Consider the following 23,885-nt stretch of genomic DNA (forward strand, 5'->3'; position numbering starts at 1 on the left):
TTTATGCGACTGCTGCCAAGGAGTCGCATGGCGAAATCTGCGCTGCCCTTGGGGAGGCTTGACCTCAAGTCGTCATTGTTCAATGAGTCATTCCTGTTCGACGTTGCTGGAGACATCCACGGGGGACTCGCCTGCGACTTCTTTTTCGACGGGCTGCACTCGGATTTCGACGTTTACGGGGACGGCGCGGAGGCCTTCGATGATGCGCTGGAGGCGCTCGATGGTGACGTCGGAAAGGGTGGGTTTGCTCACGGCCTGCTCGATCTTTTCCAGACCGACGGTGAAGGCGTTCATGTGGCCGGTGATGCGGTTGATCGGATCGTTTTCGCCTGCGCCGCCGGTGAGGAGGTTGCGTTTGAAGGTGCTTTTAATTTCGGTCCAGCGGATGACGTCGGCCTCGGTGGAGAGGGCGTTGATCTCGCGCCATTTGAGGAGGTTGGATTCGGCGGCCTGGCTGAGGGTTTGCGCTTCGCCGCGATAGTGATCGGCGATGAGGCTGGCGACTTCGGCATCGGTCATGAGCGGGAGGATTTTCTCCGCGATCTTGTTCATGTTGCGGTAGCTGCCCTGGAGCTTGAAGGGGGGCTCGGTGCGGTAGGCGTCTTCCATGGCGGCGCTGCGCACGTATTCCTGATTCACGCGCAGGATGATCTCGCGTACGTGGAGAAGCTTTTCCATGACGGCAACGGCTTCGTTGATCTCTTCGGCGCTGTAGCTGCCTTCAAACTCGACGCCTTCGCGGGTGCCGGTTTGGGAGACCTTCAAGACGGCCAGTGCATCGGCATGACTGCGCGCGGCGATGCGGGCCAGGGTGGCATTGCTGGTGAGGCTGTTTTCGATGTAGCTGTCTTTGAAGACTTCCTGATGGCCGCCGAGGATGTCGCCGAGGTTGTAGGTGTCAGCACGATTCGCGAGCATGTCCGGCACTTGGAATTTGCCGCCGACTTCGGTGTAGGGATTGCCGGCCATGACGACGGCCACCTTGCGGCCACGCAGATCGTAGGTTTTGGCTTCGCCTTTGAACACGCCTTCGATCTTGCGGGTGCCGTCGCAGAGGGAGATGAATTTTTGCAGGAATTCGGGGTTCGTGTGCTGAATGTCATCGACGTAGATCATGACATTGTCGCCCATCTCGAAGGCGAGGTTGAGCTTTTCCACTTCTTCACGCGCGCTGGCGTTGGCGGCTTCGGCGGGATCGAGCGAGGTGACCTTGTGGCCGAGAGCGGGGCCGTTGATCTTTACCAGCGTGATGCCCAAGCGGCTGGCGACGTATTCCATGAGCGTCGTTTTGCCGTAGCCGGGCGGTGAGATGAGCAGGAGCATGCCCATGCGGTCGGTGCGCGTGTCTTTGCCTGCGGCGCCGAGTTGTTTCGCGAGGTTGGCACCGATGAGGGGAAGATAGACCTGATCGATGAGGCGGTTGCGCACGAAGGAGCTGAGCACGCCGGCTTTGAACTGATCGAGCCGCAGTTCGCGACGGCGGGTGTCGGCCAAGCGATGCTTGAGCAATTGGAAGGATTCGAACGCAGGGACGACCTCGGCTTCGTAGCGTTGCAGGCGCGTGGTGAATTCGTGGTAGTTGAGCTCGAGCTTTGCGTCGGCGATGCGAGCATGGGTGCCGATCAAACCGGTGATGGTGGCGTGGGCGGCCGGCTCGGTGGGGATGGCGGCTGGAGGTTGGTCGTGGGTCACGACCATGGCGGCGGTTTCGATCAGGGCGCCGGGAGCTGCGGTGGGGTTCAGCGCCGTGATCCATTCCAAAGCGATTTCGAATGCGAGCAGGGGCTGAGTGGCGAGCGAGGTCAGAGTTTCTTCGAAATCCTTCGCCGCGTGTTTGACGGTGAGTTCGCGGTGGAAGGAACGCAGGAGTTCTGTGGCGGCGGCGGAGCGGGTGAAGGGGTGCTTGGATTGGAGCTCGTCGAGGAGGCAGGCGGTGATCTGGGATGACGAAGCTCGCGGCAGCGTTTTGGAGTGCGCCGGTCCTCCGGCGCTTTCGAATGTTCTATGGCCTGCGGAAAGCTCCAGAGGGCTGGAGCACTCCAAAACGCTGCCGCGTTCTTGAATACACAGCAGATTTTCGACACGTTTGACCAGATCGTGGGCGGCGGAGGCATTCGAGATGCCGAGAAGGTCGCGCATGCGACCTTTGGACTGCATGCGGGCCAGGAGAGCTTTCTTGGCGTCGTCTTCAGTCCACGCGTGCCAGAATAGGCGTGCGTAGCCGCGGGCGGCGGGGGAATGGCGGAGGAGGCCGAGGGCCTGCTGCATTTCGCGCAGGGGTTTCAGCATCAGCGCGGCGTCGTGATCGTGCACGCCTTTGGTGTAGCCTTCATGGTAGCGCTGCGCCATGAACGTGGCCACGTCATCGCCTGCGCCGGATTTGAGCATCTGCCAGGCGAGGTATTCGGCGCGATAGACATCGGCATTTTCCGAAACGACGGCCTGATCCCACACGCTGCGCTGCGTCGCGAGTTCAGGGTTTTCGACGGTCTCGTAAAAACGCGTGCCGGTGAGGTGGAAGGCAAGGCCATTTTCACGAGGCAAAATCGTGAGCTCCAGCGGCTGCTTGTTCACGCTGAACTGATGCTGGCCGAGCTGGATGAGATCGCCGCCTGCGACGAAGATTTCCGACTTGTCGCGGATCTGCTTCAGGGAGTCCTGCTGGACGGTCTTGAGGCGGGTTTGGAGTTCATCGGCGCGGACGCTGTCGCCGAGCTTGCGCAGTTCTTCGATGAGATCGCGCAGCTTGGCGACCATGGCGTCTGCCGCGAGCCAGGCGTGGACTTCCTCGGGCTTCGCGAAGTTCGCGAGGCGATTGCGGATGCTGGTGAGGATGCGTTCGGCGGACTGGCCGAGGCTGCCGCAGCGGCGGTTTAAGGCATCGCTGAGGCTCTGGCGGCGCGACTCGAAGGCGGTCTGCACCTCTTCGCGCTTCTGGATGAGTTCGGCGGCGTAGTCGTCGAAGTCGGAGAAGCGGGTCTCCATTTCCTCGATCTGCACGAGGACGCGGGTGAGGGATTCATCGCACTTCTCCGGGGTAGTGGCGACTTCGAGGTAGTTCAGCACGCTCTGGCTGAGGAGGCTGAGCTGCGCCTGAAACTGCGCGGCGCCTTCGGTCTTGGCGAGCTCATTGCGGCGGTTCCGCAGCACGCTGCGGACTTGATTGAGCTGAGCGAAGAGCGTGGAGATGCCTTCGATGATGCGAGTGGTCTCGGTGGCGTCTTCGATCTTGAGGCCGCTGACAATCGCGGTGAGCATTTCCAGCTCGCTGCTGGATTTGGCGAGGGCTTCTTCGACAGCCTGGGCTTCGGTGACTTTGGCCAGTGCAGGCACACGGGCCTGCTGCTCGGCGATTTGTTTGCGGTAGGGGTCCAGCGATTCCGGCTTGAGCAGGAAGGTGACGCATTTGGCCGAGAGCTTGTCTGCGCCTTCCGCCACCGCCTTGTCCATGCGGTCGATCTCAGCGGCGTCGGTGTAGCGCACATCGCGCAAGGCGATGATCTGGCCGCGCAGCTCGCGCAAAGAGGTGAGGAGATGGACGAAGCCGAGGATGTCGGTGGGATCGGTGTTGGCGGCGGCGTTGAGAGCCTTCTTCGATTTCTCCTGCAGCGTGGTGGTCTGCTCCGCTGCGGTCTTGCGCATGCGGCTGACTTTTTCAAACTCGCCCAGCGCGGCTTCGGCGGTGGTCTTGACCTCAACGAGGATGCTCTTGAGATCGTGGGCCTCTTCGCGGCCGACCCAGAAATAGCTGTCGGCAATATCGCCGCAGGAGCGGGAGAGCTCGACGTAGAGGCCGGAGAAGGAATCGTCTTTGCCAAGCAGAGTGAGCACGCCCTGGCACTCGGCCATGGCGCGGACGATTTCGGCGTTGCCGATCTTGCTGAGGAAGGTCTGCGAAGCTTTGGCTTCGCTCACATCGGCGGAAACGAAGGGCGTGCGCCAGACCTGAATGACGTGGTGCTTGCGCGGCTCGTCATCAGCCGAAAAGAGCACGAGTTCGCCGCTGGGGAAGAGGCTGAAGCCATGGCAGGGCTGTGGCGTGGCGACGTTTTGCGTGATGAGATTGTAGCTGAGCAGCAGGTAGGAGCCGCTCTCCAGATGGCTGAAGACAAAGAGCGTATCCTCGCCGTTCGCGGCAGGGATGCGCTTCTCAAAACGCATGGGCGGCAGGCCAGTTTCAAAGCGGCGCACTTCGCCAGTCTGCAGCACATACCCATGCGGGAAGAGAATGCCGTGGTCGTCCGGGAGGAGGACGCAGCTTTCGGCGATGCTGTCGATGCGATGCGCCTGACGTGTGCGCTCATTGAAGACGAGATGTCGCCACGTTTTCTCCTGGTAGGGGAGGATCTTGAGCAGGATGAGGCTGCCGACGATGGCGTAGTACACCTCCGCGTCGTCGAGGGTCTGATCTCTGTTTTCGACGGGCTCACTGTAGATGCCGCGGCCTGAGTCGGTGTTGTTTTCCACCTTCACGGTGAGATCGCCGCCGATGGTCTCGACGAAGACGCGATCCTCGATGCTGATGTGCGGGTGAGTGCCGTGGATGTACATGTCCCGCGTGGCGCGCTTCCACGCAAACTCCTGCGGTGTGGGGAAGACGAATTCGTGGTCGCTGCGGTTGCCGAGGTACTTGAGCGTGCCGTGGTCATCGTCCACGAGCCACTTGAAGGCTTTCACCTCGGTGGCGCGCTGGCCCACCTGAAAGCCCAGGTAGAGATGCGGGCCGATGCGGTGGAACTTCAGGAAGGAGGCGTGCTTGTAGTAGCTGTAGAGGTAGGCGAAGTCCTCCACGAACTGGGGGTCGCTGAGCAGGCCGTCTTTGTTCGGATGAAAGCTGTGATCCGCTGGATGATAATCATAGACCGCGAACACGTCCTCGATGCGCATGGTGCTGCGCAGGCCGAGGTGGACGTTGTAGCCAAACAAGAAACGGTGCGGGCCGATGGCGGCGAGATCGCGCGGCACGCAGTTGTTTTCTGTCGTGAGGCGTGACGTGGCCAGCAGCGCTGTCTCAATGCCGCCGAACTCCGCCTTGCGGTCGGCGTTCAGAAGATCCAGCCGCCGCTGCAATTCGGAGCCGTGCTTGTTGAGACGCTGACGAATGACTTCGTAAGCACCGGCTTCGAGCTGCGGGGAAGGTTGGGGAGATGGAGTCGGGTCAGCCATGTGTGTCCATCCAGATCAATTTGAGAAATAATGCGGCATGCAGAGGTGCGAGAATGCTCAACCAGACTGGGCCAGAGCAGACATCGACCACTGCCATACCTATGGCCAGCAGGGTCCAAACGGACTTGCCTGGATACACCAAGGTGCGTTGCACTGCTGGAGCCGCAGGTTTCATCAGCTTACTTCTTCGCCGCCTTGGCTGCGAGGAGGCCGCTGACGGTCTGCTCGGTGAGGCCGAAGCGGGAGGCGGCTCCGATCATGCCGGTGAGCTTATTTAAGGTGGTGGCGTCGGGGTTGAGGCCGATCAGTTTGCTGAAGAGAGCGCTGAGGGTGAGGTTCTTCGTGTCTTCGGAGGTGAGGCCGAACTGATCGATGATGTTTTTGAGCTGGGATTTGAAGTAGTCGGGATCGCCGGTGAAGAAGGTTTCCTTCACGTCGGTGAGGGTGCGGCTGCCTTCGACCATGCGGTCGATGGCGCGGGCGTTGCCGATGGCGTTGGTGATCTTGTCGAAGAACTGGCTTTCGCCGCCGATGATTTCGATCTTGGCGGACTTCATGGCCTCGCCAAGCACGTTGGCCTGGGCGGCGGCGATGTCCTTCTGGATGTTGATCTGCGCGAGCTCGATGGCTTTTTCCTTTTCGAGGGTGAGCTTGAATTCCTCGTGTTCGCGTCCGGCGTTTTCGAGGAGCTTCATGGCCTGCGCCTTCTTGGTGATGCCATCGGCTTCCGCAGCGAGTTTGAGCTGCGTGACTTCGGCGTCTGCGGTGCCCTGCTTCTGTGAAGCCTCGGCCTTGGCGAGCAGGACCTGGGCTTCTCCGAGGCCGATGGCGGCGGAGCTGGCGGTGCGACCTTCGGCGAGTGATTTCTCGGCCGCAGCATCTTTGGAAGCGGACTCCTGCCGGGCTTCGGCCAGAGTGAGCAATTCCTGAGCGTGAAGCTCGGCAGCCTGCTTGGAAGCGTCGGCGGCTTTGATGGTGGTGAAGGCGGCCTGCTCGGCGGCGAGCTGCGCGGATTGTTTGGAGGCTTCGGCCTCCTTGATTTTCTGGATGAGCTGCTCCTGGGCGTTTTTCTCGGCGTTGGTGAGCGCGACCTGCTTCTCGCGGTCGGCCGTGGCGAAGGCTTCGGCGTCCTTCATCTTCTGCTGCTCGATGACGACGGTTTTTTCGAGGGCCACGCGGTCTTTGATGACCTCCTGGATGTTCTTCTTCTCCACTTCGACGGCCTTCTCCTTCTCGATGGCCTTGAGCGTGGTGACGCGCTCGCGGTCAATGATTTCGAGATCGCGGTCCCGGGTGACACGCTCGATTTCGACGGCGTCGGTGCGCTCCTTGTTGCGCTGGGCGACGAGGACCTGGCGGTCTTTGTTCTGGGTGGCGACAGCGATTTCTTCGTCGGCGCTGATCTTGGCGCGTTCGGCCTTGAGGCGCTCTTCCTCCTGCACCTTCATCGTTTCGGCCATCTCGCGGGCGCGGACGCTTTCGACGTCGCGCTTCTGCTTGGATTCGGTTTCTGCCAGCTGGCGCTCGAGTTCGAGGATGGCCTCGCGGGCCTGCACGTCCTGCTGCTTGATGACCTTTTCCTTGTCGCGCTGGATGTTGTTGGAGAGTTTGGCCTGGGCGGCGGTGAGCTCGGTGATTTTCTTGATGCCTTCGGCGTCGAGGATGTTGTCGGGATCGAGGTTTTCGAGCTGCGTTTGTTCGAGGAAGTCGATGGCGCAGTCGTCGAGGGTGAAGCCGTTCAGGTCGGTGCCGATGACTTTGAGGATCTCGCTCTTGAAATGATCGCGTTCATTGTAGAGCTGCACGAATTCGAAGCGCTTGCCCACGGTTTTGAGGGCTTCGGAAAACTTGGCGTCAAACAGCACGCGGATGGTGTCCACAGTGCTGGCACGGGTGCAGCCGATGCTCTGGGCCACGCGCAGCACGTCTTCCGGAGTTTTGTTCACGCGGACGAAGAAGGCGACCTTGATGTCCGCGCGCAGGTTGTCTTTGCAGATGAGGCCTTCCTGGGCTTTGCGCTCGATTTCGATGCGCTTGACCGAGATGTCCATGTACTCGGACTGATGGGCAACGGGAATGACGATCATGCCGTTGAAGGTCACCTTGGTGCCGCCGATGCCGTTGCGCACGATGGCCTGGCCCTGCTGCACCTTGCGGAAAAAGCGCGAGAACAGAATCAGGATGCCGAGAAAGATGCCGATGATGATGACTCCGACAAGAAGGCTGCCTTCCAGCAGGAGAGCGAGGGGTAGGGATGTGGTCATGAGAGTTGGGTGAAAGGGTGTTGGATTAGTTCTGGGGAGCGGGTTCGATCAGGTAAAAAATATTGTCGGGACCGGCGGAGATGACTTTGGCCGAGTCGCCGCGTTTCAGGGGTGTGACTCCCGGCTCAGTGCGGACATTGATCAGCAGAGGAACGCTGGCGGTGGTGATTTCGAGCTGGCCGTAGGAGGCATCCGCCTCCGTGGAAACCACGACGCCGGTGCGGCCGATCACCTCCTCGGCTTCTGAGTCGGCATCGCCCATGGCTTTGAAGAGTTTGGCGACGGGGAGGGTGACGAGCTTGGTCACGATGAGGCTGCCGAGCAGGTTGGGCAGGAGGAGCCAGGTGGCCTGCAGCAGACTGCCAGCCTGATTGTACCATTCATTCAGCGCCAAGGAGCCGAACCAGAGAAAGAGAACCAGGAAACTGAGCCAGACCATGAGGGGCACCTGCGAGAAGCCGAGGAAGCGACCCGCCGAGAGCCAGGCGCCGCCGGTGCTCATGCCGAGAGCGTTTGAGGAGCCAGTACCGTCGTGGGCATCACCGTCTGTGCCCAGATCGTCGGGCAGATCAGCCTCGAAATCCAGCGCACCGAGCAGGACCAGAAGCCAGTAGCAGACGACCAGTGTCAGCAGCAGCGTCAGCAAAAGCTGGTGTGGCAGGATGGCGGCTTGGAAGAGTTCGAACACGGTGGGAGAATTTGGCGGAAAGGTGATGTGCGATATAAGCAACTGACCCGAGGCGAGGCGATTACAATTTTGCAGATCGTCTTCAATGCCATTAGACGAGCCTAGTTGCGCGTGCCTGAGGGGTTAAATAAATTCCTGATCGCCGGAGTGAGGGGTGGGTTGAAAACTGAGCTTCCGAAGGTTCATGTGGGTTATTTTTTGCGCCAAGCGAGGGATGGCAGATTTCGCGTCTGGAAGATTTTAGGTAGTGATATGAACCGTGAGAAGGATTGACAAGCCCGGCGCTGCTCCTAGAATCGGCATCGAATTCACCCAGAACAAAGTACAGCGAATCGTCAGTCAGTGGAGGTTACCGGCATGAGGAACACAGAATTTGAAGACGAACGGCGTCCGCCCAATCCGCCGCTGCATTCCGAGAAAATCGTCACGGATCGGAAGATTTTTTTCCTCGATCTCAAGGAGAATGATCGCGGCAAGTTCATCAAGATCACCGAGGACGTTCGCGGCCGTCGTGACACGATCATTCTGCCGATCGATGCCGCGCAGGAGTTCTTGGACGCCATGATGCGGACGGTGGACGCTGCGAGTGTGGATGAGTGAAGTGGTGACCGTTACCGCTCATTGCAGGTGGACACGGTTCCGATGCATGCGACCTCAAGCTGGGTGCAGCGAGTGAGCGCGACGTCGGAGTAGAAGCACGCCGCAGGCGCTTGCCGCCATGGCCATGGAGACATGCAGGCAAAAGACGCCGCCGTTGAGTTTCGCATACCATGCGTCCTGGTCTTTTCCACGGTCATAAACCAGCCAGGACAGCCCCAATCCGTATTCAGTCCGCACACAATTGAAGAAGCGTGTCGAATCGGCCGGTCTGGACCATTGGCCGCTTGAGGTGTAAAGATTTTCGGGATAAGCGCCGATTGGATAGGAATGCCGTGGAAAGAGCAGAATGAACAGGCTGGCCAGCAGCAAAAGGGTGCCTTGGAAGAGCATTTTCATGTTTAATGGCAAACAGGCACAGTGAGTCTTAGGTGAACCTGATCACCTGCTTCTGCCCGTGCTCTTCATGCGCGGGATTGAGGGCACGGAGTTCGAACTCGGCGCGCTCTGAATTGATGCGGACGATGACCCAGCCGTTCGGGCGTTTGGGGTCGAAGGTGTAGGCGACGGGCGGGAGATTGATGAGCGGGAGGCCGGTTTTCTCGTGCTTCGTTTTCAGCCAGGTGTGGGTGTGGCCGTAAATGTAGCCCTGCACCTTGGGATAGGCGGCGAGGAGGTCGAAGAGGGCATCACTGTCCTGCAGGCAGGTGCCTTTCTTCTTGTCATCCATGCTGGGCTGCATGGGATTGTGATGCGCGACGATGAAGGTGGGCTTGTTGGGCGCGTTGCGCAGTTCACGCTCGATCCACACGAGCTGGGGTTCACCCAGCATGCCGGGGGTTTTGTTCACGAGGTCGAGGGAGTCGAGCAGGATCCAGTTCACCTGGGCGCTGGTGACGGTGGCGACGTGCTTGTCCGGCACGTTCATGGGGCGCTCGGCGTTGGGCGGCGGCGGGCCGATGATGGCGTTGAGGAAGTTGTTGCGATGGTCGTGGTTGCCGAGGGTGCAGTGAATCTGGATGGACTGCTCGCGAAGGGCCTGGATGCAGTGGGTAAAGGTGACGTAGTCTTCCGTCTTGCCTTCAAGGTAGGCGCAGTCGCCGTTGACGATGAGGCCGAAGGGCTTCTGTCCGATCTTGAGCACCTGATTGGCGCAGCGGCGCAGGTTTTCCGCCATGCAGGCACCGCGTGCGACGAGCGCCTCGTCCTGGGCGATGTGGGGGTCGGAAAACAGGACCCAAGTCTGTTCAGGAATCTCAAGCGCGGGAAGCTGCGTGGCGAGTGCGCCCAAAGCAGCGGCGGTGCCGTGCTGCAAAAAGTTGCGGCGGGTGAGAGGGGGGAAGGTGATTGGCATGGGAAGGAATGAAACGCTGCTTAAGGGCAGGATCGTGCGAACAGGAAGCAAACTTCAGGTGCCGAAATAGCGGTCTCCGGCATCGCCGAGGCCGGGGACGATGTAGCATTTGTCGTTCAGACCGGAATCAATGGCGGCGGTGACGATGGCCACATCTGGATGAGCACGCTCCATGGCGGCCAGCCCTTCAGGGCAGCTCACCACGCAGATCATGGTGATGCGCATGGCTCCGGCCTCCTTGAGCTGGCGCGCGGCTTCGCAGGCGCTGCCACCGGTGGCAAGCATGGGGTCCAGAAGAAATACATCTGCGTTGGAAAGACTGGCGGGCAGATTCGCATAGTAGGCATGCGGCAGGGCGGTTTCCTCATTTCGCCTGATGCCGACATGGGCGACGACGGCGTCAGGTACGAGTGGCAGGATGCCATCCAGCAAACCCAAGCCGGCGCGCAGGATGGGCACGCAGACGAGCGGGCGTGCCAGCTGTGAGCCCACGGTTTGCTTCAGCGGTGTCTGCACGTCAATCTCACGCACGGGGAGTTCACGGGTGGCTTCGAGGAAGAGAAGGCGCGCGAGGTGGTTCAGATGCCGCCGAAACTCATGCGACGGCGTGCCGACAGCACGGATGGCGGCGAGATGGCACTGTGCCAAAGGATGCTGAACGACGACAACGGGCTGCATGCCGGGCATTCTGCCGCGTTTGCCCGTGCTGGCAAAGTTTTCCACCACCGGGTTGACGGTCATGATACCCTGCAGGCATGAAAACACGATTCTGTGTGCCTGCATTGGTCGCACTTTCTCTGGTCGCTTGTGACAGCGCACCGAGAGGGGACGGTTCGAGTTATTATTACCCGTCTGCCAATCGCCCGGAAGCCGTACCTCGCAGCAGCCCCAGCCAGAGCATTGCCAGCATGGCGGGCAGCAGCGGAGCTCCCGTGCCGCGTGGTGGGTATGCACCCGGTTCGGGGCCTACAGCGATGCCGCAGGGGGACCAGTTCATGTATCAGCAGAACGTTTCAGGTCCCTTTGGCAGCCGCAGTTCAAGCGGTGTGATCAACGCTTACGGCGGGGTGCAGAGTTATCAGACGATTGGCAACATGCCGGTCTATCCCGGCATGGCGATTCCGTACAACAACCCGCGCTACAACGGCAGAATGCCCACGAAGCCGGTGTATGTGCCCGGTGTCGGCGGCGCTCCCGGCTACTACATGAACCCGAGCACTGGGGCGCGGGTGCCGGGGCCATAAGCCGGGTTAAGCTTCACCATCTTTCTCCGCCTGGGCTCGCTTGGCCTCTGCTTTGTGTTTGAGCACTTCAAACACGATGGGCAGCATGGAGACGACAATGATGAGAACGAAGACCAGCTTGAGGTTGTTTTTGATGATCGGGATGCTGCCGAGGAAGTAGCCGGCGATGCTGAAGCTGAGCACCCAGACCAAGCCGCCGCCGAGGCTGTAAACAAGAAAGCGGCGGTAATCCATGCGGCCAAAGCCGGCGGTGAAGGGGGCAAAGGTGCGGACGATGGGCACGAAGCGCGCGAGGATGATGGCCTTGCCGCCATGCTTGACGAAGAACGCCTCCGTCTTGGCCAGGTAGTCGCGCTTGAACCAGCGCTGGTTCACGATCCAGCCGCCCGCCTTGCGGCCGATCCAGTAGTTCAGGTTGTCACCGATGATGGCGGCGCACATGAGCAGCGGAATGATGAGTTCGATGCGGATGAGCCCCTGGGCGGATAGAGCGCCCACGGCAAACAGCAGTGAATCACCTGGCAGAAAGGGCATGATCACCAGGCCGGTCTCGCAAAAGATGATCGCAAACAGCAGCCCGTAAATGAGCGCCCCATGATCCTGTGCGAAGGCTTGCAGGTGTTTGTCGATGTGCAGAACGAAATCGAGAAGCTGGGAGATCATGGGCGGCGAATCTCCGGCGTCAGAGCGGCGCGGCAAACGAAAAGTCATGCCGATCCCGACAGGTTCACAAAAAAGCCGGGGCGTGATGCCCCGGCTTTGCTGGATGGGTTCTGCCGATTCGATCGGTGGCTTATTTCAGCTCAGCGGTGACCACTTTTTTGCCCTCGATCTTGAGGCCGTCGACGTTTTTGAATTTTTCCGCCACCTCTTCCGGGCTGAGGCCGACGTCAGCCGATTCCATGAAGCCGGCGAAGATCTCGGTGTTGTCCATGATCTTGTCGAACTGGATGTCCATGTAGCTGATCGTGCCATCATTCAGATGGGCGGCGTTGGAGCTGGCGATGCCATTGGCCCCTTGGACTGCCACCGCCACGCGCATGCCGGCAAACATGGGCTTCATCATCGCCATCTGCGATTTCATCATGGCGATTTGATCCGGGCTCTTCTTTGGCTTGGCAGCTTCGCCGCCTCTCTTTTTATCTGCGTCCGGATTGGTGATGGTGAGGGTGGAACCACTCAGCGCGAAGGTCATCGGCTGCGTGGTGGAGGGTTTGCCTTCCTGCTCCGGCTCAAACGGCACGTATTTCAGCTTGGAGAGATCAGCGACGGCGAAGACCACTTTCACGCCGCTTTTGCCATCGGGAGTCTTCACTTCTTCATGCGATTTGACGGTGACGCCCTCGCCGAGTTTTTTGGCGCGTTCAGCAGCCTTTTCCTTGTCCATGACGAGGCCCTTGAGCTGATCGCTCTGTCCGCCCTGCATCATGGCAGCCAGCTGAGCACCCAAGAGAACACTCTCCTCGATGGTGGCTGTGCCGTCCTTGCTGACGATCACGGTGGATTTGATTTCAATGCAGGAGGCCAGCACAAAAGTGACCGCCGCGAGGAGGAGGGATGAGATTTTCATGAGGCGGCAGATTAGGTGTGTGGAATTTTCTTCTACAAGCGCAAAGAGCGGGGCGGCGTGACATTTACCATGGCAGAACGACAAGGATGATGCTTGCCAAATGAGTTAATTTCTGAAACAAGTCAGGCATGGACTCCCATGAAGTGATCAGCAAGGCCGTCGAGCAAACCAGCTTCAAAGAGGTGGCAGCGCAGATGGGCGTTTCCCTCTCGCTCGCCTACAAGTGGTCCCAGCCGGACGAGCAGCAGGGCAGCGGCACCTCCAATCCCTTGGACCGAGTGCGCCAGCTGTTTGAGATCACCAAGGACGCGCAGCTCATCCAGTGGCTTTGTCACAAGGCGAACGGGGTCTTTGTGCAGAATCCCGCCAGCGGAGGTCCGCGCGGCATGGAGCTGATGCCTGCCACGCAGGAAATCGTCCAGCAGTTTGCCGATCTCCTCACGGCCATCAGCAAGGCGGCCTCTGACAACCGCATCAACAAGGAAGAGGCGGAGCACATCCGCGGAGTGTGGGATGAGCTGAAACGTTTCACCGAAGGCTTCGTCCGCCTGTGTGAGAAGGGCGACTTTGCCCACCTCGCGGATGAGATCAAAACGCATCAGGGGCACAAATAACGAACCTGATTGTTGGAAGCCATGGCCGCCACGGGTCCGCTGCTCATCCGTCACGAAGGCCACACGCCACGTGAGCGCAGCACCTGTGGCTGGAGGGATCGTTTGATCAGCCGTGAAGATGTGGGCCTGTCCCCCGCTGCCTGGGCGCATGCAGTGGACATCGACGGTGCGAAACTCCACTACCACAAACGCTCCACGGAACTCTACTACGTCCTCGATGGCGGTGGCACTGTGGTGCTGGACGGCGTCGAACAGGCTGTGAGCCAAGGTTCGCTCGTGCACATCCCGCCCGGCGTCGTCCACGGCGCGCGTGGGAAGATGCGCGTCCTCGTCGTGGGCATTCCGGACATCGCGGAGGATGATTACTTCGAGGTGGGAGAGGTGGTCTGAAGGTAGAACTCTGCGGCGATCTTGGCGTGGATGATGCTGGCAGGGGCATCCTTTACAGTGCCACTAAGCAACCGCTTTGTAGATAAGGATTAAATTGATCTCCCAAGAATAAGGCTATATTTGTGGGCGCGATACTAACACTCTTATGAAGACACACTCCTCCCTGCTTGCTTTTCTCGTTGTTTTTGGTCTGGGCATGTTCGCATCAGCCAGGGCCTCGGATTACGCGACAAATCCCAGTTATAACCATCCAATGGCAGGCCTGAAGCCAGCCAAAGATTTCAGAGGGCGCTACCCGATGCTCACCAAGAGCATGAGGGCAGGGCAGGTGAGCGCCGTCACCCCGGAAAATGTGGTCAGCTACGGCTACCCCTTCATTGGCAAATACAACAACGAGATTTACTGGCTGGTGCCTGTGACGTTTTACACCGCAGGTCCGGACACTTCGTATCAGCAGATCAGCATGGATGGCAGACCTCTCCCGTACGTCTCCAGGGCACGGTATAGTGCCACCCAGTTCTCGTCCGTAGTTTATGCATGTGTCCGCGCTGGGCGTGTTGAACACTGGATTTATAAGCTTTCAAAAACTCCGGTGCGCTGATTGGCCTTACTGCTTCTGCTGCCAGAAGGCAGGGGGAAGCCTTCAGGCAGCTGCAACCCCTTCTCTGCTAAACCTGTACGTTAGGACAGGTTTAGCATAAGTGGCGTCCATTTTACCATTTTACCACTGTGCCACAAAGGTGAAAGGGCAGGAGGGCGGTCATGCATTGCAAGACACAGTCGAGTAAAACCGCAGATGATGAGGGACGCTGCGGATGGGAAAAATTGGCCAAAGGGCGCTAAAAAATCGCCCCCAAGGGCATGCTTTATCGCAGCGTGAGGAAAATCCCAGTGGCTGATAAAATTAGGTGGACCAATTTGCATTTGTTATGTTTATTATAATCATAAACATTTAGTCCATTTATCATTATGAGCGAGAACGAACGCAACACTCTGGTGCCAGACATCCGTGAAGTCCTTGCCCAGCATGGCCGGTTCCCTGTGGAGAATCTGACGGAGGCTGATGACCTCTATAATGCCGGCCTGACCTCTTTGGCGACGGTGGCGGTGATGCTGGCGCTGGAAGACAAGTTCAATGTCGAGTTCCCCGACAATCTGATCGGCCGCCGCACCTTCAAGAGCATCGAATCCATCGCGGAGGCGATCACGAAGCTAGCGGCCTAGTTCCGTGCCGCAATGCGCCGCAGTTATTCAAGCCCGTACCACTCCCACCCTCAATCCAATCCTGTGAGCGCTCGTTGCAGCACCGAAGTCGATTTTGACGAACTTTTGAAGGAGGTGCATGCGCTGGGCAAATCGGTGCTCCGTGTGCATGCGGCGGATGTGGACAAGGAGGCGCGCTTTCCGAGCGAGTCTATTGATGCCATGCGCGAGGCGCGGCTGCTGAGTGCGTATGTGCCAGAAGAGTACGGCGGCATGGGGTTGAACCTCGTGCAGGTCGCAAAGATCTGCGAGACGCTGGGGCAGTACTGCGGCTCGTCGGCGATGATTTATGCGATGCACAAGATTCAGGTGGCCTGCGTCGTGCATCATGCCCAGCAGTCAGAGTTTTTCTGCGACTACCTGAGGCAGCTGGCGGAGGAGCAGCGACTGATGGCCTCTGCGACGACGGAGATCGGCACGGGCGGAGACCTGCGCTCCAGCATCTGCGCGGTGGAAGTCTTGGGGGATCAGTTCAAACTCACGAAGAAGGCCCCGGTCATTTCCTATGGTGACTTCGCAGACGAGATCTTGGTGACCTGCCGCAGCGCACCGAACGCGCCGGCGAATGAGCAGGTGCACGTCATGGTGCGCAAAGGAGAGTACACCGCCGTGCCGCTTTCGACCTGGGATACCATGGGTTTCCGAGGTACCTGCAGCTCGGGCTTTGAGCTCACGGCCACAGGCAGCGCGGAGCAGATTCTTCCGCAGCCTTTCAATGAGATTTTGGGCCAGACGATGCATCCTTACTCGCACATCGTGTGGGGCGCACTGTGGTCGGGCATTGCGATGGACGCAGTGAACCAGGCCCGAGCCTTCGTGCGTGCCGAGGCGCGCAAGACACCTGGTGAAACACCCATTTCGGCCATCCGCCTCGGTGAAGTCGATCAGGTGCTGCAAGTGATGAGGAACAATGTGACGTCCATGGCCCGTGAGTACGACGAACTGCGCAGCCGCGACTGCCCGGGAGTGTTTGAAGAGTTTGGCTTCTCCATCCGCACGAACAATCTGAAGCTGTCCACCTCGCAGCAGTTCGTGGACATCGTCGGCCGTGCGATGCTGATCTGCGGCATCTCGGGTTATCGCAACGATTCCAAATTCAGCATTGCCCGCCATCTGCGTGATGCTTATGGCGCGGCACTGATGGTCAACAACGACCGCATTTTGAAACTGAACGCCACGATGCTGATGGTTCACAAGGAAGGCTGATTTATGACGTGCACCTCGACTGCAACTCTCCCCATCACCGAGGCCTATCAGGCGTTTCTCGACCAGGTCACCGAAGCCGGGCTGCTCGTCCCGCTTGGCGTGCGCGGCGTCTATGGTTACAACGGTGTGTTTGAAGGCGTGCTGCAGAGCTTTGACCGCCTTGTCACACGACGCGCAGCACACTTCCAGGCGGACATCATGCGCCTGCCCGGAGTGCTGAGCCGTGAGCATTATTTGAAGACGAGCCACATCGAGAACTTCCCGGACCTGATGGGTTCCGTGCACAGTTTCATGGGGCGCGATCGCGAACATATGGGAATGCTGACGAAGCGCGAGAGCGGCGAGGAATGGACCCAGGACCTGACCCCGAGCGCACTGATGCTGACGCCCGCATGCTGCTATCCTTTGTATCCTACGGCGACTGGCACGCTGACGAGTGAGGGCAGGACGGTGGATTTGTTCTCGCAGGTGTTCCGGCATGAGCCGTCGATCGACCCGTGCCGCCTGCAGATTTTCCGCCAGCGTGAATTCGTCCGCATTGGCACCGCTGAGCAGGCGCTGGAGCATCGCAAACAATGGATCGAACTTGGCCGTGACATTCTGGGAGAGGTCGGACTCGGCGTGGAGATCGTGGTCGCCAATGACCCGTTCTTTGGACGTGGAGGACGGGTGATGGCGGCATCGCAGAAGGAGCAGGACCTGAAGCACGAGTTCACGTTTGCCGTGGCCTCGGAAGAGAAGCCGACGGCGATTGCCTCGACGAACTGCCACATGGATTACTTCGGCAAAGCCTTCGACATCAAGCTGCCGAACGGTGAAGCGGCGCATTCGGCATGCATTGGATTTGGGATGGAGCGCATCACGCTGGCCTTGTTCAAGCACCACGGATTTGATCCCGACCGCTGGCCGTATGAAGTGAAAAACGCCCTGGAACTATGAGCCGGCCGTTTCCAGCGCTTGATCCCCAAACTTACACGCGCCATCGCCTGCATACACAGGAACGCGAGTGGGCGGAGACGAACTGCTACGTCGATGTTTGGATCGAAGTTCTGCATGCCCGTGGTCTGGAGCCGATAGCGGCCCTGCCGTTCACGCTGGGCATCGACTTTGAGGGCGACCAGTGGACCTTTTTCAAATATCAGCTGACGGATTTGTACGATCTGTACGCGCTGGATGTGCAAGAGCTCGCCATTTACCGGCCGCTGACGGCGCACATTGAGGAACAGTTGTCGCTTGGACGACCCCTGCTCATTGAGCTGGATTCATTTTATCTGCCCGACACGGCTGGCAGCGCCTACCAGCTGGAGCATGTGAAAACGACAGTGGCCATCGCTGAAATCGACATGGAGCAGCAGCGTCTGGGCTACTTCCACGCGCAAGGCTACTACCATCTGCATGGGGATGATTTCGCGCATGTGTTTCATCTGCGTGGGGAAAAGAATCCTGCGATTCTGCCTCCCTACTGCGAGATCGTGAAGAGCACTCCCTTGCTGCCGCTGCAAGGCGAGGCGCTGCTGAATGCATCGCTGGTTCGGTTGAAGCGACAGCTGCAGCGCCTGCCAGAGGTGAACCCTTTTGTGAAGTTTCGTGCCCGCTTTGAGGCTGACATGCAGTGGCTGATCAACGAGCCGATCGCCACGTTCCATCAGTACTCTTTTGCCACGCTGCGCCAGTTTGGCTCCTGCTATGAACTGGCCGGCACCTACCTGAAGTGGTTGCAGAGCCAGGGCGTGGGCGGGCTGGATGGCGCGATTGAGTCGATCCTCCGGCTGTCCACCGGCGCGAAGACGCTGCAGTTCCAACTGGCGCGTGCGATGGCACGGAAGAAGGCGATAGATTTCACGCCCGTCGATCAAATGGCGGAGTCCTGGACCCAGGCGATGCAGCAACTGAAAGACGCGTTTCCCGCGTAATCTCTATGACGAACCCTGTTCACTTTGCGCCGTGGACATGCTGTGCGCAGGCTCCCGGAGCGAGTGCTGAACCCGGAGCGGTGCAGGGGGATTGGATGGCTGCCGAGGTGCCGGGCACGGTGGCCTCTGCATTGCGCGCACGTGGTCAGTGGAATCATCAAAATCCGCCGGAAGTGGATGCGCAGGACTGGTGGTATCGCACGACATTTACTGCAGCGGCGCGAACTGCTGAAGATCCTTGCGCCCTGTGCTTCGACGGGCTGGCATCGCTCGCTGACGTATGGCTCAACGGCGAGCTCATTCTAAGCTCCGACAACATGTTCCGCAGCCATCGCGTGGATGTTGCACGAGTTGTGCGCGATGAGAATGACTTGGTGATCCGCTTTCGTTCGCTCACGGCGGACTTGAAGAAGAAACGTTCGCGTCCGCGTTGGAAAACGAACCTCGTGAACAACCAGCAATTGCGCTGGCAGCGGACGAGCCTGCTGGGACGCATTCCTGGCTGGTCGCCACCAGTGCCTGCTGTGGGGCCATGGCGTGCGGTGAGACTGGAGCGTGCGCCTGTGCTGCTGACGGACATTCAAAAGACGGCATTGCTGGTGGGAGACGAAGGCGTCGTCAGTTTTCGTGCGAGGGTGGAGACGTCGATGAAGATCGTTTCGGCGTGGTTGAACATCGGCGGGCATTCTGCCGAGCTTTTGTGTGAGGATGATGCTCTGCGCGGTGAGCTGCGAATTCAACATCCGGAGTTGTGGTGGCCGCACACGCATGGCGTGCCGGCGCTGTACAGCGGCAAGGTGATCATCGAAACGAGCGCAGGTCCGCATGAGTTTCCGCTGGAGCAAACGGGCTTCCGCAGCATCGAGGTTTGCAACGACCCCGGGTTTGCGATTCATGTGAATGGAGAGCGTGTTTACTGCCGTGGTGCGTGCTGGACGACAAATGACATTTTTACCCTCGGTGGAACAGAGGAGTCACTGCGGCATGATCTTACACTCGCGCGTGATGCGGGCATGAACATGCTGCGCATCGGCGGTACGATGACCTATGAGAGCGATGCATTCTACCGTCTCTGCGATGAGCTGGGCATCCTCGTCTGGCAGGACTTCATGTTTGCTAACATGGACTATCCCGTGGATGACGCGGCGTTTGCAGAAAACATCACGATTGAGGCGACACAGCAGCTGGGCCGACTCGCGCAGCACCCGTGTGTGGCGGTTTACTGCGGCAACAGCGAGATCGAACAGCAGGCGGCGATGCTGGGCATGGCGCGTGAGCTTTGGCGCAACCGCTGGTTTGGCGAGCAGCTGCCAGCGCTGTGCAGCCAGCATCATCCCGGCACGGCGTATGTGCCTTCATCGCCGAGTGGTGGTGTGCTGCCTTTTCACACTCGCACCGGCGTGACTCATTATTATGGCATCGGGGCGTATCTGCGCTCTTTGCGTGAGCTGCGGCAGGCGGATGTGAAGTTTACCAGCGAGTGCCTCGGGTTTTCAAACATTCCAGAGACGGAGGCCATCGATGAAATCATGGGAGGTCTCATGCCGGTGATGCACCACCCGCGCTGGAAGCAGCGTGTGCCGCGTGACACGGGAGCCGGATGGGATTTTGAAGATGTGCGTGATCATTATCTTCGGGAGCTTTTCAATGTCGATCCGGTGACGTTGCGCTCCTTCGACATGCCGCGTTATCTGGAACTGAGCCGCGTGGCATCGGGCGAGATGATGGCGCGAACATTCGCGGAATGGCGCAGCGGGCACAGCCGCAATGCGGGTGCGCTGGTGTGGTTCTACAAGGATCTGTGGCCGGCGGCGGGCTGGGGCATCGTGGACAGCACGGGCGCTCCGAAGGCCGCGTACTATCAGCTCAAGCGTGCATGGCAGACACGGCAGTTAAGCATCACGGACGAAGGGCTGGATGGTTTGCATCTGCATTTGAGCAACGAAACGGCCGAGCTGGTCGAGGGCTTTGTTGAGGTGCAGTTGCTGCGCGAACCGAATGTGGTTGTCGCACGCCATGAGATCGAGGTGACGGTGGCAGGGCGGTCGTTGGAGATGCGGAGCGTGGATGAAACTCTCGGTTCGTTTTTTGATGTGAACTACGCGTACCGTTTCGGTCCGCAGTCGCATCATGTGGTGATCGCAACCTGGTTCAGCACCGGGCGCGAGGTCATCAGCGAGGCGTTTCATCTCACTCGTGCACGTGATCCGGTGGCGCAGCCGTTGACGGCGGAAACGCTGGGGGCCAAGGCGGAACCATTGGGTGAGGGACGCTACCAGCTCAGGCTCAGGAGCGACCGGCTTTTGCAAAGTGTGCGATTGTCGGCCAAGGGATTTTTGTCCGACGACAATTACTTTCATCTGGCCCCGGGCCGGACCAAGGCGGTGTCCTTTGCGCCGACCTCAGGGAAGAGCGGGGCATTTGAAGTTTATGTTGAGGCCCTGAATGTGGCGGGCGAAATTTCGGTGGAGCCGAGCCGTGCATCCCACGCAACCCATCATGACACCTGAGCCACAGTCGCACGCGCCTGAAGACGCTTCGTGTGTCGATCAGGCCGGGCGGACCGCGTTCTACTTTGAGAGTGGTGGCAGGTCGTTGTTTGCGTGGCTGCACCGACCTGCGGGCGCTGTGGCTGAACATGGGGTGTTGATCTGTCCGCCACTTGGGCACGAGCAGGTTCATTCACATCGTGCGCTGCGACACCTCGCGGAAAGATTGGCGTCGCAAGGTTTTGCGGTGATGCGGTTCGACTATTATGGGACCGGTGACTCCGACGGTACAGAAAATGATCCGCAGCGTCTGGCCACGTGGCAGTCGAATGTGAGCGATGCCGTGGAGTGGATGCGCACTGAAGGGGGCTGCCGGAAGATCAGCCTTGTGGGCCTGCGCTTAGGGGCGGCGCTCGCGGCGCTTTATGCGGAGCAGCACGAGGTGGAAAGCCTGGTGCTGTGGGCTCCAATTTTGAAAGGCCGGCGCTATGTGCGCGAACTCACCGCCTTGAGCCAGACCGCGCAACTGGCTGCGGGCAGTGAATCAGCAGGCATTGAAGCCATGGGCTTTGTTTATCCAAATGAGCTGGCTGGTGAACTCGCGCAGTTGGATCTGCTCGCCCACTCGGTTCGCTGCCAGCAGGTGTTGATCGCTTCCAGTGCAAACGCGGCGGGTGATTTGGCGTTGTTGGAACATCTGACGAAGCAGGGCGTGTCCGTGGAGTCCATGGCGTTGACGGGTTACGAGGGGATGATGGCCGAACCTCATGACACCCAGGTGCCGCATGATGCGCTGAGGAGCATCGTGGACTGGATGAAGGCCAAAGCACAGCCTGTCCTGACAGGCAGGAGCAAGATAGCCGCTGCAGGTGCAACGACGATGCTGACGAGCGGTCCTGACGTGGTGCGCGAGACCATTCATCAGATCAGCAGCACGCCCGATTTGTTTGGCATCATGGCGGAGCCGGTGGAGCGCCCGACTTCACTGCCGTGGATCGTGATGATCAATGCTGGTGCGGCATACCGGATTGGTCCGGGGCGCATCCATGTGGCGATGGCGCGGCAGCTTGCAGCGCTCGGTTATCCCTGCCTGCGGCTCGACATCAACGGCATTGGCGACAGCGTGGCCGCTGATCCTGAAAAGGAAAACGACACCTACGCGGCGACCGCCTTCCGCGACGTGAGTCTGGTGTGCGACTACCTGCATGCGCGGCAGCCGGCCCGCCCGATTGTTTTGCTGGGCCTCTGCTCGGGCGCCTATGTGGCCTTTCAGTCGGCGGCCCAACTGCCCCATTCCGCCATCATCGAGAGCATCCTGATCAATCCCCTCGTCTTTTTCTGGAAGGAGGGCATGACGATCAATGACACGAACACCGACCAATTGGTGGCCTGGCGTGAGTATTGGAATGCGATTTTCAAATGGAGCCAATGGAAGATGCTGCTCACCGGCAGGACGCGCATGGGATTTGCCGGCTCGCTTAAACGTTTCGCAGGCCATGTGAAGCCGCGTTTTCTAACTGCTGGCAGGCGTGCTCCGGAGAAGGGCATGTCCACGCCACAGAGCGGCTGCGCGCATCCGGCGCGCAAGGATCTGCCGGGAGATTTGAGCCGCATCGCTGCCGCCGGACGCACCCTGGCCATGTTTGTTTCCGACAACGATCCGGGGCATTTTCTTCTGATGTATCAGGCGCGTCGCAAAGCCACGCAGCTGATGAAGCAGGGCCTGCTGCAGTGCCGCTTCATCCATCAGGCGGACCACACTTTTTCCACCGCTCAGGCGCGCCATACCTTTTATCAGTCACTCACGGACTACCTGCATCACCGCTTTGGTTCCGGTAGGATCGAGAAGCGGGCACCGGATGAAGATTGTGACGGCATGACTCGGCTGGATCTGTTGCCAAGTCTTTATTTCAAAGGCGGAACGCGGGAGGTCTTTGAAGGTAAGCACAAAAAAGCCCTGTAAAACATTGGTTTACAGGGCTTTGAAATTGGTTGCGGGAGTAGGATTTGAACCTACGACCTTCAGGTTATGAGCCTGACGAGCTACCGGGCTGCTCCATCCCGCGATTTGATGAGGGACTAGAATCGGCGGTATCGAAGGATTGGCAACCTGTATTTACATTACTTCACATCTTGACCTGCAATATCGCCTGCGGCTTCTCGTTTGCTGCTTCCCCAATGAAACACACTGCTACAACCCTCCTGCTTGCTCTGGCGAGTTTTCCGGCCTTGGCTGCCGACTCCAAACCTGCCGTTCCAGAAAAACCTTCACCCATCGGCTATTCGGACACGCCGGTCATTCCAGGCACCCAGTGGAAGGTTCACGACATCGACCGCCCTCGTCCAGCCGCTGTGGCTCCTGGAGAAAAGCCCGGCGACCCACCTGCAGATGCGATTGTGATCAATGCCGACTCGCTGCAGGCGAAGGAAAAGGACGCGAAGGGCAAGGAAACCGGCAAGATCATTCCCTGCCCTTGGACAACCGACAGCGGAGTGATGATGATCTCCGGTGGTGATTGCTGGACGAAGCAGGAGTTTGCCAGCTGCCAGCTCCATCTGGAATGGATGAGCGAACCCAATACAAAGGGCAATTCCCAGAAAAAAGGCAATGCCGGGGTGTTTTTCATGGACCGCTACGAATCCCAGATGCTGGACTGCGACAACAACCCCACCTATGCCGATGGCATGACGGGTGGTGTGTATGGCCAGACGCCGCCGCTGGTGAACGCCGTGCGTCCTGCAGGCCAGTGGCAGGTTTATGACATCGTCTTCACCGCGCCCAAGCTGGAAGGCGACAAAGTGGTGGAGCCTGCCTACATCACGACCTTTGTGAACGGCATCTGCGTGCAGAACCACACGAAGATCATGGGACCGACGAAGCACAAGAATATCACGGACTACACGGGTGAGTTCCCCGCAAAAGCACCGATCCGCATCCAAGACCACAAAAACGAGCCGCCGGTGCGGATTCGAAACATTTGGATCAGGCCGCTCTGAGGCTGCAGAAAGCGTCTTTTAATCTCAAGGCCGGAGGCAACCCCTCCGGTCTTGTTGTGTTTAAGCGACAAAGCTCAAAAGTAAGGAAAGCGTAAGATTGATACAGTATTTATGATAATTTCATTGAAGT

General features: G+C 59.2%; 20 protein-coding genes and 1 tRNA gene. 12 read left to right on the forward strand and 9 right to left on the reverse strand.

Features of this window, described 5'->3' with window-relative positions:
• Positions 1-87 precede the first annotated feature (87 nt).
• The 3 genes from AC24GY_RS21440 to AC24GY_RS21450 form a co-directional block, all read right to left on the reverse strand.
• Complete coding sequence (locus AC24GY_RS21440) at positions 88-5,166, reverse strand: DNA repair ATPase (protein ID WP_487687040.1); 5,079 nt, start codon at positions 5,164-5,166, stop codon at positions 88-90.
• 179 nt (positions 5,167-5,345) lie between these two features.
• A complete protein-coding gene (locus tag AC24GY_RS21445) occupies positions 5,346-7,430 on the reverse strand; it encodes a flotillin family protein (RefSeq protein WP_487687043.1) in 2,085 nt (694 codons plus the stop codon).
• A 25-nt stretch (positions 7,431-7,455) separates the two neighbouring features.
• Entirely contained in the window at positions 7,456-8,118 is a 663-nt protein-coding gene (locus AC24GY_RS21450; protein ID WP_422323434.1) for a hypothetical protein, read from the reverse strand.
• A 357-nt stretch (positions 8,119-8,475) separates the two neighbouring features.
• On the opposite strand from AC24GY_RS21450, the gene AC24GY_RS21455 reads away from it, so the two are divergent.
• Complete coding sequence (locus tag AC24GY_RS21455) at positions 8,476-8,718, forward strand: DNA-binding protein (protein ID WP_397381501.1); 243 nt, start codon at positions 8,476-8,478, stop codon at positions 8,716-8,718.
• Positions 8,719-8,772: 54 nt separating this feature from the next.
• Here AC24GY_RS21455 and AC24GY_RS21460 read toward each other — a convergent pair whose 3' ends face one another.
• From AC24GY_RS21460 to upp, 3 genes are read right to left on the reverse strand one after another with little or no spacing between them, the layout of a single operon-like run.
• On the reverse strand, positions 8,773-9,114 hold the full coding sequence (locus AC24GY_RS21460; RefSeq protein WP_422323432.1) for a hypothetical protein: 342 nt from the start codon (positions 9,112-9,114) through the stop codon (positions 8,773-8,775).
• 28 nt (positions 9,115-9,142) lie between these two features.
• The gene (locus AC24GY_RS21465) at positions 9,143-10,069 is read right to left on the reverse strand and encodes a metallophosphoesterase family protein (RefSeq protein WP_487687046.1); all 927 of its coding nucleotides are present in this window, start codon (positions 10,067-10,069) and stop codon (positions 9,143-9,145) included.
• Positions 10,070-10,123: 54 nt separating this feature from the next.
• Positions 10,124-10,810 (reverse strand): uracil phosphoribosyltransferase, encoded by a 687-nt coding sequence (gene upp, locus AC24GY_RS21470; protein ID WP_422323429.1) that lies wholly within the window; start codon positions 10,808-10,810, stop codon positions 10,124-10,126.
• A 14-nt stretch (positions 10,811-10,824) separates the two neighbouring features.
• Between upp and AC24GY_RS21475 the strand changes: the two genes are divergently transcribed.
• Positions 10,825-11,313: a hypothetical protein gene (locus tag AC24GY_RS21475; protein ID WP_487687049.1), complete on the forward strand. Its 489-nt coding sequence runs from the start codon at positions 10,825-10,827 to the stop codon at positions 11,311-11,313.
• A 6-nt stretch (positions 11,314-11,319) separates the two neighbouring features.
• Here AC24GY_RS21475 and AC24GY_RS21480 read toward each other — a convergent pair whose 3' ends face one another.
• Both AC24GY_RS21480 and AC24GY_RS21485 read right to left on the reverse strand, forming a co-directional pair.
• Positions 11,320-11,976 (reverse strand): DedA family protein, encoded by a 657-nt coding sequence (locus AC24GY_RS21480; RefSeq protein ID WP_422323425.1) that lies wholly within the window; start codon positions 11,974-11,976, stop codon positions 11,320-11,322.
• A gap of 130 nt (positions 11,977-12,106) precedes the next feature.
• A complete protein-coding gene (locus tag AC24GY_RS21485) occupies positions 12,107-12,883 on the reverse strand; it encodes a hypothetical protein (protein WP_487687052.1) in 777 nt (258 codons plus the stop codon).
• A gap of 128 nt (positions 12,884-13,011) precedes the next feature.
• Between AC24GY_RS21485 and AC24GY_RS21490 the strand changes: the two genes are divergently transcribed.
• The 9 genes from AC24GY_RS21490 to AC24GY_RS21530 all read left to right on the forward strand — a co-directional run bounded on the left by AC24GY_RS21490 (position 13,012) and on the right by AC24GY_RS21530 (position 22,721).
• Positions 13,012-13,497 carry a phage regulatory CII family protein gene (locus tag AC24GY_RS21490; RefSeq protein ID WP_422317957.1) on the forward strand — a complete coding sequence of 162 codons (486 nt, stop codon included), beginning with the start codon at positions 13,012-13,014 and terminating at the stop codon, positions 13,495-13,497.
• A gap of 21 nt (positions 13,498-13,518) precedes the next feature.
• The gene (locus tag AC24GY_RS21495; protein WP_422317959.1) at positions 13,519-13,887 is read left to right on the forward strand and encodes a cupin domain-containing protein; all 369 of its coding nucleotides are present in this window, start codon (positions 13,519-13,521) and stop codon (positions 13,885-13,887) included.
• Between the two features lie 145 nt (positions 13,888-14,032).
• Complete coding sequence (locus AC24GY_RS21500; protein ID WP_487687055.1) at positions 14,033-14,488, forward strand: hypothetical protein; 456 nt, start codon at positions 14,033-14,035, stop codon at positions 14,486-14,488.
• 368 nt (positions 14,489-14,856) lie between these two features.
• Positions 14,857-15,111 (forward strand): acyl carrier protein, encoded by a 255-nt coding sequence (locus AC24GY_RS21505; protein ID WP_397381493.1) that lies wholly within the window; start codon positions 14,857-14,859, stop codon positions 15,109-15,111.
• A 63-nt stretch (positions 15,112-15,174) separates the two neighbouring features.
• Positions 15,175-16,356: an acyl-CoA dehydrogenase family protein gene (locus AC24GY_RS21510; protein WP_487687057.1), complete on the forward strand. Its 1,182-nt coding sequence runs from the start codon at positions 15,175-15,177 to the stop codon at positions 16,354-16,356.
• 3 nt (positions 16,357-16,359) lie between these two features.
• Positions 16,360-17,295: an amino acid--[acyl-carrier-protein] ligase gene (locus AC24GY_RS21515; RefSeq protein ID WP_487687061.1), complete on the forward strand. Its 936-nt coding sequence runs from the start codon at positions 16,360-16,362 to the stop codon at positions 17,293-17,295.
• A complete protein-coding gene (locus tag AC24GY_RS21520; RefSeq protein ID WP_487687063.1) occupies positions 17,292-18,269 on the forward strand; it encodes a DUF1839 family protein in 978 nt (325 codons plus the stop codon). Before AC24GY_RS21515 ends, AC24GY_RS21520 begins: the two co-directional genes overlap by 4 nt.
• 5 nt (positions 18,270-18,274) lie before the next feature.
• Complete coding sequence (locus AC24GY_RS21525) at positions 18,275-20,779, forward strand: glycoside hydrolase family 2 protein (protein WP_487687065.1); 2,505 nt, start codon at positions 18,275-18,277, stop codon at positions 20,777-20,779.
• Entirely contained in the window at positions 20,769-22,721 is a 1,953-nt protein-coding gene (locus AC24GY_RS21530) for an alpha/beta fold hydrolase (protein WP_487687067.1), read from the forward strand. The genes AC24GY_RS21525 and AC24GY_RS21530 overlap by 11 nt, the downstream gene beginning before the upstream one ends.
• A 26-nt stretch (positions 22,722-22,747) precedes the next feature.
• Here AC24GY_RS21530 and AC24GY_RS21535 read toward each other — a convergent pair.
• Positions 22,748-22,824 (reverse strand) — tRNA-Met (locus AC24GY_RS21535).
• 112 nt (positions 22,825-22,936) lie between these two features.
• Between AC24GY_RS21535 and AC24GY_RS21540 the strand changes: the two genes are divergently transcribed.
• Positions 22,937-23,755 carry a 3-keto-disaccharide hydrolase gene (locus AC24GY_RS21540; RefSeq protein ID WP_487687070.1) on the forward strand — a complete coding sequence of 273 codons (819 nt, stop codon included), beginning with the start codon at positions 22,937-22,939 and terminating at the stop codon, positions 23,753-23,755.
• The last annotated feature ends 130 nt before the right edge of the window (positions 23,756-23,885 follow it).

The sequence above is a fragment of the Prosthecobacter sp. Pr1 genome, from assembly GCF_057652315.1.

Coding starts and splice junctions, on each gene's coding strand:
- AC24GY_RS21515 (WP_487687061.1), top strand. CDS start 16,360: ATGACGTGCACCTCGACTGCAACTCTCCCCATCACCGAGGCCTATCAG.
- AC24GY_RS21480 (WP_422323425.1), bottom strand. CDS start 11,976: ATGATCTCCCAGCTTCTCGATTTCGTTCTGCACATCGACAAACACCTG.
- upp (WP_422323429.1), bottom strand. CDS start 10,810: ATGACCGTCAACCCGGTGGTGGAAAACTTTGCCAGCACGGGCAAACGC.
- AC24GY_RS21475 (WP_487687049.1), top strand. CDS start 10,825: ATGAAAACACGATTCTGTGTGCCTGCATTGGTCGCACTTTCTCTGGTC.
- AC24GY_RS21520 (WP_487687063.1), top strand. CDS start 17,292: ATGAGCCGGCCGTTTCCAGCGCTTGATCCCCAAACTTACACGCGCCAT.
- AC24GY_RS21525 (WP_487687065.1), top strand. CDS start 18,275: ATGACGAACCCTGTTCACTTTGCGCCGTGGACATGCTGTGCGCAGGCT.
- AC24GY_RS21485 (WP_487687052.1), bottom strand. CDS start 12,883: ATGAAAATCTCATCCCTCCTCCTCGCGGCGGTCACTTTTGTGCTGGCC.
- AC24GY_RS21460 (WP_422323432.1), bottom strand. CDS start 9,114: ATGAAAATGCTCTTCCAAGGCACCCTTTTGCTGCTGGCCAGCCTGTTC.
- AC24GY_RS21500 (WP_487687055.1), top strand. CDS start 14,033: ATGAAGACACACTCCTCCCTGCTTGCTTTTCTCGTTGTTTTTGGTCTG.
- AC24GY_RS21440 (WP_487687040.1), bottom strand. CDS start 5,166: ATGGCTGACCCGACTCCATCTCCCCAACCTTCCCCGCAGCTCGAAGCC.
- AC24GY_RS21490 (WP_422317957.1), top strand. CDS start 13,012: ATGGACTCCCATGAAGTGATCAGCAAGGCCGTCGAGCAAACCAGCTTC.
- AC24GY_RS21445 (WP_487687043.1), bottom strand. CDS start 7,430: ATGACCACATCCCTACCCCTCGCTCTCCTGCTGGAAGGCAGCCTTCTT.
- AC24GY_RS21530 (WP_487687067.1), top strand. CDS start 20,769: ATGACACCTGAGCCACAGTCGCACGCGCCTGAAGACGCTTCGTGTGTC.
- AC24GY_RS21465 (WP_487687046.1), bottom strand. CDS start 10,069: ATGCCAATCACCTTCCCCCCTCTCACCCGCCGCAACTTTTTGCAGCAC.
- AC24GY_RS21495 (WP_422317959.1), top strand. CDS start 13,519: ATGGCCGCCACGGGTCCGCTGCTCATCCGTCACGAAGGCCACACGCCA.
- AC24GY_RS21505 (WP_397381493.1), top strand. CDS start 14,857: ATGAGCGAGAACGAACGCAACACTCTGGTGCCAGACATCCGTGAAGTC.
- AC24GY_RS21540 (WP_487687070.1), top strand. CDS start 22,937: ATGAAACACACTGCTACAACCCTCCTGCTTGCTCTGGCGAGTTTTCCG.
- AC24GY_RS21455 (WP_397381501.1), top strand. CDS start 8,476: ATGAGGAACACAGAATTTGAAGACGAACGGCGTCCGCCCAATCCGCCG.